This is a genomic window from Rhodothermales bacterium (genome assembly GCA_040221055.1).
Classification (GTDB): domain Bacteria; phylum Bacteroidota; class Rhodothermia; order Rhodothermales; family UBA10348; genus 1-14-0-65-60-17.
The window spans coordinates 226,015-234,618 of the sequence record JAVJVN010000011.1; the positions used below are offsets into that span (position 1 = coordinate 226,015).

General features: G+C 60.0%; 6 protein-coding genes. All 6 read left to right on the forward strand.

All coding sequences use genetic code 11. The annotated features are described in order from the left end of the window. Positions 1-27 precede the first annotated feature (27 nt). On the forward strand, positions 28-3,087 hold the full coding sequence (locus RIE53_05640; GenBank protein ID MEQ9104160.1) for a tetratricopeptide repeat protein: 3,060 nt from the start codon (positions 28-30) through the stop codon (positions 3,085-3,087). A 108-nt stretch (positions 3,088-3,195) separates the two neighbouring features. Continuing rightward, positions 3,196-5,238 (forward strand): ATP-dependent zinc metalloprotease FtsH, encoded by a 2,043-nt coding sequence (ftsH, locus tag RIE53_05645; GenBank protein ID MEQ9104161.1) that lies wholly within the window; start codon positions 3,196-3,198, stop codon positions 5,236-5,238. A 208-nt stretch (positions 5,239-5,446) separates the two neighbouring features. Further along, positions 5,447-5,821 carry a 30S ribosomal protein S12 gene (rpsL, locus tag RIE53_05650; protein MEQ9104162.1) on the forward strand — a complete coding sequence of 125 codons (375 nt, stop codon included), beginning with the start codon at positions 5,447-5,449 and terminating at the stop codon, positions 5,819-5,821. Positions 5,822-5,860: 39 nt separating this feature from the next. After that, a complete protein-coding gene (rpsG, locus tag RIE53_05655) occupies positions 5,861-6,328 on the forward strand; it encodes a 30S ribosomal protein S7 (protein ID MEQ9104163.1) in 468 nt (155 codons plus the stop codon). 6 nt (positions 6,329-6,334) lie between these two features. Then, on the forward strand, positions 6,335-8,437 hold the full coding sequence (gene fusA, locus RIE53_05660) for an elongation factor G (protein MEQ9104164.1): 2,103 nt from the start codon (positions 6,335-6,337) through the stop codon (positions 8,435-8,437). 26 nt (positions 8,438-8,463) lie between these two features. Continuing rightward, positions 8,464-8,604: GTP-binding protein (locus tag RIE53_05665; GenBank protein MEQ9104165.1), on the forward strand; the 141-nt coding region annotated here is incomplete at its 3' end.

Here is an 8,604-nt window from a genome sequence, read left to right on the forward strand (position 1 = left end):
TCTTTTCTTTCTGCACTCGGGGGCGTCATGCTGGTCGGCCTGGTGGCTTCCGGATGCGGAACGGGATCGGTCGTGTCCAACCGGTACGACAACTTCACGGCCTATTACAACGGGTTCTACAACGCCGAGCGCGTGTTCGAGTCCGGTCGGGCATCCCTCAATACGCGCCGCACGGAAGTGGACCGGACCCGGTACCAACCCCTGTTCGAGCGTCCATCCGGCGCTACGGGAAGCCGGGATTTCGAAAGCGCCATCGCCAAGAGTGCCGACCTGCTCCGGGAGCATCCAGATTCCAAATGGGTGGACGATGCGCTTTTGTTGATCGGGCAATCCTATTTCTACCAGGAGAATTTTGTCGGTGCGCTCCAGAAGTTCCAGGAAGTGATTTCCCTCGATACCCGACTTCGGCCTGAAGCCACCTTCTGGTTGGCCCGGACCATGATCACCTCCGGCTCCTATGATGAGGCGCAGGCCCTCCTGACTGCGGCCCTCCTGGAGGATGCCGACAGGGATTGGCAGAGCATGTACCATCTGGCCATGGGCGAACTGTATGTTAAGCAGGGGCAGTGGGAGGACGCCGAAGCGGCCCTGGCCACCGGATTGGAGCGCGTCAAGGACAAGGAGGTCGGCGCCCGCGCACAATTCCTGCACGGTCAGGTCCTTGAACGGTTGGATCGCCCCGAGGACGCGTACCGGGCCTTCCGGCGGGTCGGGGATTTCCGTCCTCCCTATGAACTGCAGTATGCCGCAGACTACTCGGCGGCCCGGGTCCAAGGGCGGTATCTCGATGAGGGCAGGGCGCTGGAAGCGGTGCGCCGGATGGAGCGCGATGACAAGAACGCTTCCTACGTTCCGGAAATCAGGTATTTGCGTGGACGGATCCTGCAGTATGCGGGTCGGGATGACGAGGCATTCGCCGTCTATGACGGCGTGCTCTACGGATCGGCGCCGGGGACGAACCTGTCCGGCGTGCGCTCGCGCATCCATTTCGCGTTGGCAGAGATGTACCGGGATGTGGACGGAAATTTTGTAATGGCGGCCGCGCACTTCGATTCGGCTGCCACCGGCACGGGCACGACAGGAGGTACAGGCCGGTCGGCTGCGTCGGGTCGGACGACACGCCAGTCGGACGTGGATACGGCTCCCGAGGCCATTCGCGACATGGCCGGTCTCCGGAATGCGTTCAAGGACTACGCGACGGTATATCTGGACATCCAGCGCATGGACTCCCTGCTTGCACTCGGCTCCTTGCCACAGGAAGCATTCGAAGCCCGCATCCTGGAGCTACGCCAGGAACGCGCGGTCGAGTTGGCCGAACAACAACGACTCCTGAACGAGCGTCAGCGGGAGCGGCAGTTCCAGCAGCTGGCGGGTGCTGCAAACGATCCTTTCGCCAATCAGGGGCTTCCCCCCGGCAAGGTCATCCCCGGCGTGAACGATGGCACGACGTCCAATACGGCGGGCTTTCTGTTCCATGAGGACCCCATCCGCGTACAGGAAGGGCGGGCCACGTTCCGGATGAAGTGGGGAGACCGCCCGCTGGTGCCGAACTGGCGGCGCGAGGAAGCCGTGTCCGGGATCCGGGATCAGGTGGACGATGAAGCGATTGCGGACGAAGGGGGAGACGCGGAAGGCGAATCGGAGACCTTGCCCGAAATTGACACATCCAGCGTTCCAAGGGATTCCACCAGCAAGTCTGCCATGCGTCGGGAGCGTGCGCTCGCACGGTACGAGTTGGGAAATACCCTCTTCCTGAACATGAACATGCCGGATTCGGCAGCGGTCTGGTACCGGCGCGTCATTGAAGAGGATGCCGGATTACCGGTTGCCCAACGTGCCTTGTACGCGCTTGCTGAAGTGCAGCGTGCGCTCGGTGACGACAATGCGGCCACCGCCCTGTACCGACAGATCCTGGAGGAGTATCCGGAATCCGACTTCTCATCCCGTGTCCGGGGCCGATTGGGATTGGAAGAAGAGGTGATCTCCGCAGACTCGTCGGGTCTGGCATTGATGGCTTATTCCGACGTTTTTGATCGATGGGGGCAGGACCCCGATTCGCTGGTCATGGGCTCTTTCCTGCGTCTGGCCGCGGACTGGCCGGAGTTCGACGTGGCGGGGCGGGCCATGTTGACCGTGGCCCGCATGCACCTGGAGTGGGCCGACGCCGACTCGGCCCGTGTGGTCGGTCCGGTGCCGGCGGTGGTGGACCGCGGGACGTTGGAACGGTTGTGGCCGGCCTGGTTCGAGGTGGACTCCGTTTCTGTGGTGGATTCGGTACGGGTTGACCCGGCGTTGGTCGATTCGGTGATGGTCGATTCGGTGATGGTCGATTCGGCGTTGGTCGATTCGGTGATGGTCGATTCGCTTCCGGCGGATTCTTCGTTGATCCTGCCCGACTCAACCGCTGTGCGCCCGGATTCCGTGGTTGTCCGTTCGGTTCATCTCTCCGATCTGTATGCGTGGGTCAAGGATCGTTTCCAGGGTACGGATCTGTATACCGCGGCGGATCGTCGCTCCAAGGTCCTGGCTGAATATGTTCGCCCGCCCCAGGCAGAGCGTCCGGAACGGAAGGGGTTGACCGCCGCAGATTCGCTGGCCCTGGCCGCGCTGCGCGGCGAATTGGCCCCGCCTCCAAAGCCGGCGCCCGACTCCACGGTCACGGGTCGTCCGGACACTCTTGCCGTACCCGAGGAAGTCGTCGCGGCCGACAGCCTGGAAAATCCGGAGCGCCTCGATACGTCGAACCGCCTTCCCGGTGCGGCCCTCCCCCTGGAAACGGGCGGTCGCTACCTGGTCTGGACGGCTGCCGGGAACGGGGCGCCGGCTCCCACCGGGTTCTTTGTCCGGATCGGCCCACGGCTGTCGGATGTGGACAGCGCCGCGTTCATGCGCACTACGGTGGAGCGACAATTGATGGAGGACTCCGAACTGGTCCTGACCCTTGAGGACAGAGAACCGGAAGACCCTGAATTCCTGGTGGTGGCGGGCCCGTTCCGGGACCGGGAATCGGCGATTGCCTTCCACGGCATCTATGGATCGACCCTCGATGATGACGTTGGAATCCTGCAGATTGTGGACGTTCCGTGAATGGAACCAAGCGATCCAGCGGATGTACCCTCGCACCCTATATCTGGTGATTGAAACCTGAGGTGCGTACGGTCTCGTAGGCATCCCGGTCAACCCCTGACTCCCGGAATGTCTGACAACGAACGCAACAAATTGAAACTCGACCGCCCGACGCCCGGGAAAGGACCGCGCATGCCCGATCAACGGCCGCGGTTCATGCTGTGGATTTACCTGGCGGCCTTCATGGCCATCATGGTCCACATTTTCCTCTTCGTCGGAGGCATGGAACCCAACGAGGTGGAGTACTCCCGCTTCCTGGACCAGGTCGAGAAGGGTTATGTGAACGAGATCGTCCTGGTCAACAATACCCGTATTGAGGGTCTGTACACCGACGATGCGGTCAGACAGGGGCTCGTCGAGGTCAAACCGCCCCAGCAGAACCTGTTCTCAACACCCGATGTTGACGCCGAGAACCGATTCTTCTCGACCAAACCGGCCGATCACGAGCTCGTGCAGTTCCTGCTGGACCACAACGCGGAGGCGCGGGAGGCCGGCGGCAGCGAGGTGGGATTCGATGCGAGGCAGGATGACAACTGGTTCGGTGGCGTCCTGACGTGGATATTTCCGCTCCTCATCATCATTGCCCTCTGGGTGTTCATGATCCGGCGCATGAACCCCGGATCCCAGGTCCTGAACATCGGCAAGAACAAGGCCGTGCTGTTCGATGCCATGGGCGACCAGAAGCTGACCTTCAAGGACGTTGCCGGCCTGGAAGAGGCCAAGGAGGAAGTGGAGGAAGTCGTCGAGTTCCTGAAGAACCCCAAGAAGTTCACGCGTCTGGGCGGAAAGCTGCCGAAGGGCGTCCTTCTGGTCGGTCCTCCCGGCACAGGCAAGACCTTGCTGGCCAAAGCCGTGGCGGGTGAGGCCGGAACGCCCTTTTTCTCGCTTTCAGGCTCTGATTTCGTCGAAATGTTCGTCGGGGTCGGTGCCGCCCGCGTACGGGATCTATTCCGTCAGGCCAAGGAGAAAGCCCCGTGCATCATTTTCATCGATGAGATCGATGCCATCGGGCGTTCGCGCGGCAAAGGCATGATGATGGGGGCAAACGATGAGCGGGAGAACACCCTGAATCAGTTGCTGGTCGAGATGGACGGTTTCAATACCGATTCCGGCGTAATCATCATGGCGGCCACGAACCGTCCGGACGTCCTCGATACCGCCCTGCTGCGACCGGGTCGTTTTGACCGACAGATCCTGGTGGACAAACCCGACCGCAAGGAGCGCGCGGAGATCTTCAAGGTCCACACCCGTGACCTCATTCTGGGTGAAGGCGTCGACATGGTGGTCCTGGCCGGACAGACACCCGGGTTCGCGGGCGCCGAGATTGCCAACGTCTGCAATGAAGCGGCCCTTCTGGCTGCCCGTACCGGCAAGGACGAAATCAAGATGGTTGATTTCGAGAAAGCCATTGATCGTGTGATTGCCGGCCTGGAAAAGAAGAACAAGATCATCTCCCCGGAAGAGCGGAAGATCGTGGCTTACCACGAGGCGGGTCACGCCATTACCGGGTGGTTCCTGAAGTACACCGATCCGGTGGTCAAGGTATCCATCGTGCCGCGTGGACTCGCCGCCCTGGGATACGCCCAGTACTTGCCGGAAGAGCGCTACCTGTATACGAAGGAAGCCCTCATGGACCGGATGGTCATGGCCATGGGAGGACGCGTAGCGGAGGAAATCATTTTCGGTCAGATATCCACCGGTGCACAGAACGACCTGGAGCGCATTACAAAAATGAGCTATGCCATGGTGGTCGACTACGGCATGTCGGAGCGCATTGGATACGTATCGTTCAATCAGGGCAGGGAGGGGCAGGATTCTCCGGTCTTCTCCAAGCCGTATTCGGATGAGACGGCCCGGGTGATTGACGAGGAGGTGAAGAGCATCATCGACTCGGTGCGTGCCACGGCGCGCGGACTGCTGGAAACCCATGCCAGCAAGCTGGAGGAGATGGCCCAGGCCCTGTTGGTCAAGGAAGTCCTTGGCCCGAAAGACCTCGTCGAAATCCTGGGTACCCGCCCGCACGGGGAGTATGTACAGTACGAAGGCAGTGAAACACCGGTCGCGACCGCCGGTGAGACGCCCGGCGTTGTCGTATCGCCTGAAGAAAACTGATCTATTGATATAGATCACCTACTTCTTCAGGTCGAGTCCAGAAGCGATTCCGGGGCTGTTTTTCGTCCGAAGGGTATCATCTCAAGCTTTCTTCACGGAAGTAGTGGTTGCCAGCTGACGGCTGTTCGTATATTGAGAGACTGGAGCAATTACGAATTGCCTCCAGAAACACCTACTCGCGTTTACAACAGATAACCGGTCAGCAGACGTGCCTACTATTCAGCAGTTGGTCAGAAAAGGTCGACACGACAAGGTAAAGAACACAAAGTCGCCGGCTCTTTCCCAGTGCCCGCAGCGTCGCGGTGTGTGTACCCGTGTGTACACGACCACACCGAAGAAGCCGAACTCAGCGCTTCGGAAAGTGGCCAAGGTTCGCCTCACGAATGGTGTCGAGGTGATTGCATACATCCCTGGAGAAGGACACAACCTGCAGGAGCACTCGATCGTGCTGGTCCGCGGTGGTCGTGTGAAGGACCTTCCCGGTGTGAAGTACCACATTGTTCGCGGCGCGCTGGACACTTCCGGTGTCGACGATCGCCGTCAGAGCCGTTCCAAGTACGGAACCAAGCGTCCGCGCGGCTGATTGCCCCGCTGATCAACCCGTTTTTTCCAAAGCGAGATTATGCGTAGAAAAAAAGCAGAACGCCGGCAGCCCGTTGCCGACCCTGTATTCGGAGATGTTCTCGTCTCCCAGTTCGTGAACGCCGTCATGGAATCCGGCAAGAAGAACGTAGCCCGTGGCCTGGTATACCAGGCTTTCGACGTTGTCGAAGAGCGCACGAAGGAATCCGGTGTGGAAGTGTTCCACAAGGCGGTAAACAATGTGGCTCCGCTGGTGGAAGTCCGTAGCCGCCGTGTCGGTGGTGCTACGTACCAGGTGCCGGTTGAAGTCCGTCCGGACCGCCGCGTTGCCCTGGCGTTCCGCTGGCTCATCCAGTATGCCCGTGGGCGCAACGACAAGAGCATGGCCAACCGATTGGCAGCCGAACTCATGGCCGCGGCCAAGGGTGAGGGTGGCGCCATCAAGAAGAAGGACGATACGCACCGCATGGCCGAGTCCAACAAGGCCTTTGCCCATTTCCGATTCTAGTCTGACATGAGTACTCCAAACAAAAACGTGCTGTCCCGGACGCGCAATATCGGCATCATGGCCCATATTGACGCCGGCAAGACGACGACGACCGAGCGCATCCTGTTCTACACGGGCAAGCTGCACCGCATGGGTGAAGTCCATGACGGCGGCGCTACCATGGACTGGATGGAACAGGAAAAAGAGCGCGGCATCACGATTACGTCCGCGGCAACCACGGCCGAATGGGATGGCCATCGCATCAACATCATCGACACACCGGGTCACGTTGACTTCACGGTGGAAGTAGAGCGTTCCCTCCGTGTTCTTGACGGAGCTGTCGCCCTTTTCTGTGCCGTCGGTGGCGTAGAGCCCCAGTCCGAAACCGTCTGGCGTCAGGCAGACAAGTATCACGTACCGCGCATTGCGTTCGTGAACAAGATGGATCGTACGGGTGCAGACTTCGAGGCCGCCATCAACGCCATGCGGGATCGCCTGAAGGCCAACCCGGTGCCGGTACAGGTGCCGATCGGTGAAGGTGAGATGTTCCGCGGAGTCATCGACCTCATCCGGAACCGGGCCATCATCTGGCACGACGAGACGCAGGGCGCCACGTTTGACGACATTGAAATCCCGGACGACCTGAAGAAGGATGCCCGTCACTGGCGCATCAACCTTCTGGAAGCCGTTGCGGAGCACAACGACGAGCTGCTCATGAAGTACCTCGAAGGTGAGGAAATCACCGTCGAAGAGCTCAAGGCTGTTGTCCGCAAGGCCGCCCTCAGCATGGACATTACTCCGGTATTCTGCGGGTCAGCCTTCAAGAACAAGGGCGTGCAGCGTCTTCTGGATGGTATCATCGATTACCTCCCCAGCCCGTTGGATATTCCGCCGATCTCCGGCATCGACCCGATCACGAATGCATCGGTTACGCGTGAGCCGGATCCGAAGGGTCCGTTCAGCGCCATCGCATTCAAGATCATGACCGATCCGTACGTTGGAAAGCTGACGTTCTTCCGGGTCTATTCCGGTACGCTTGCGAAGGGATCAGCCGTGCTGAATGCCACGAGCCGTACCAAGGAGCGTGTGGGTCGGTTGCTGTTCATGCACTCGAATCACCGTGAAGACGTTGAAATGGTCAGCGCGGGGGATATCGGTGCCGCCGTGGGTCTCAAGAACGTCCGTACGGGCGACACGCTTTGCGATGCCGACCACGAGGTCATCCTCGAGAAGATGGAGTTTCCGGAGCCGGTCATCCGTATTGCCATCGAGCCCAAGTCCAAGGCGGACAGCGACAAGCTCGGTGCGGGCCTCCAGAAGCTTGCTGAAGAAGATCCCACGTTCAAGGTGTCGGTCGATCACGAAACCGGGCAGACCATCATTGCCGGTATGGGCGAGTTGCACCTGGAAATCATTGTGGACCGTCTGAAGCGCGAGTTCAAGGTGGAAGCGAACGTCGGCAAGCCGCAGGTGTCGTACCGGGAAGCCATTCTCAAGACCGTCGACAGCCGCTACACGCACAAGAAGCAGTCAGGTGGCCGCGGTCAGTTCGCTGAAGTCTGGCTCGAGCTGGGTCCGGCCGAAGAGGGCAAGGTTGGCCTCGATTTCGTTGACGACATCAAGGGTGGATCCATCCCGCGTGAATTCATTCCTTCCGTGGAGAAGGGCATTCGCGAAGCCATGAGCCAGGGGCCGCTCGCCGGCTATCCGGTGGAAGGCATCCGCGCGCGGCTGTATGATGGCAAGTTCCACAACGTGGACTCCGATCAGCTGTCCTTTGAAATCGCCGGTCGCATGGCCTTCCGCGAAATGTCCCGCAAGGCCGATCCGAAGTTGATGGAGCCCATCATGTCTGTTGAGGTGGTAACACCTGAAGAGTACATGGGTGACGTCATTGGAGACCTCAACAGCCGCCGTGGGCGGATTGAGAGCATGGGCCAGCGCAACGACGTGCACGTCATCAAGTCCTTCGTGCCTCTTTCCAGCATGTTCGGTTATTCCACCGACATGCGTTCGCTCACGCAGGGTCGTGCCATCTATACGATGCAGTTCGATCACTACGCGGAAGTACCGAAGAGCGTTGCGGAAGAAGTCATTGCTGCCGCCTCTGGCGCAGTCTCCGTCGATTAACAAGCAATACCAGACGAACAACAGTCATGGCAAAAGAACAATTCAAGCGGAACAAGCCCCACGTGAACGTGGGCACGATCGGTCACGTCGACCATGGCAAGACGACGCTGACGGCAGCAATCACGACGGTGCTTGCGAAGCGTGTTGAAGGGAACACCCTTCGTTCA

What these genes read in the sequence shown, in the direction of transcription:
- ftsH (MEQ9104161.1), top strand. Translation starts at nt 3,196, where the DNA reads ATGTCTGACAACGAACGCAACAAATTGAAACTCGACCGCCCGACGCCC.
- RIE53_05640 (MEQ9104160.1), top strand. Translation starts at nt 28, where the DNA reads ATGCTGGTCGGCCTGGTGGCTTCCGGATGCGGAACGGGATCGGTCGTG.
- rpsG (MEQ9104163.1), top strand. Translation starts at nt 5,861, where the DNA reads ATGCGTAGAAAAAAAGCAGAACGCCGGCAGCCCGTTGCCGACCCTGTA.
- fusA (MEQ9104164.1), top strand. Translation starts at nt 6,335, where the DNA reads ATGAGTACTCCAAACAAAAACGTGCTGTCCCGGACGCGCAATATCGGC.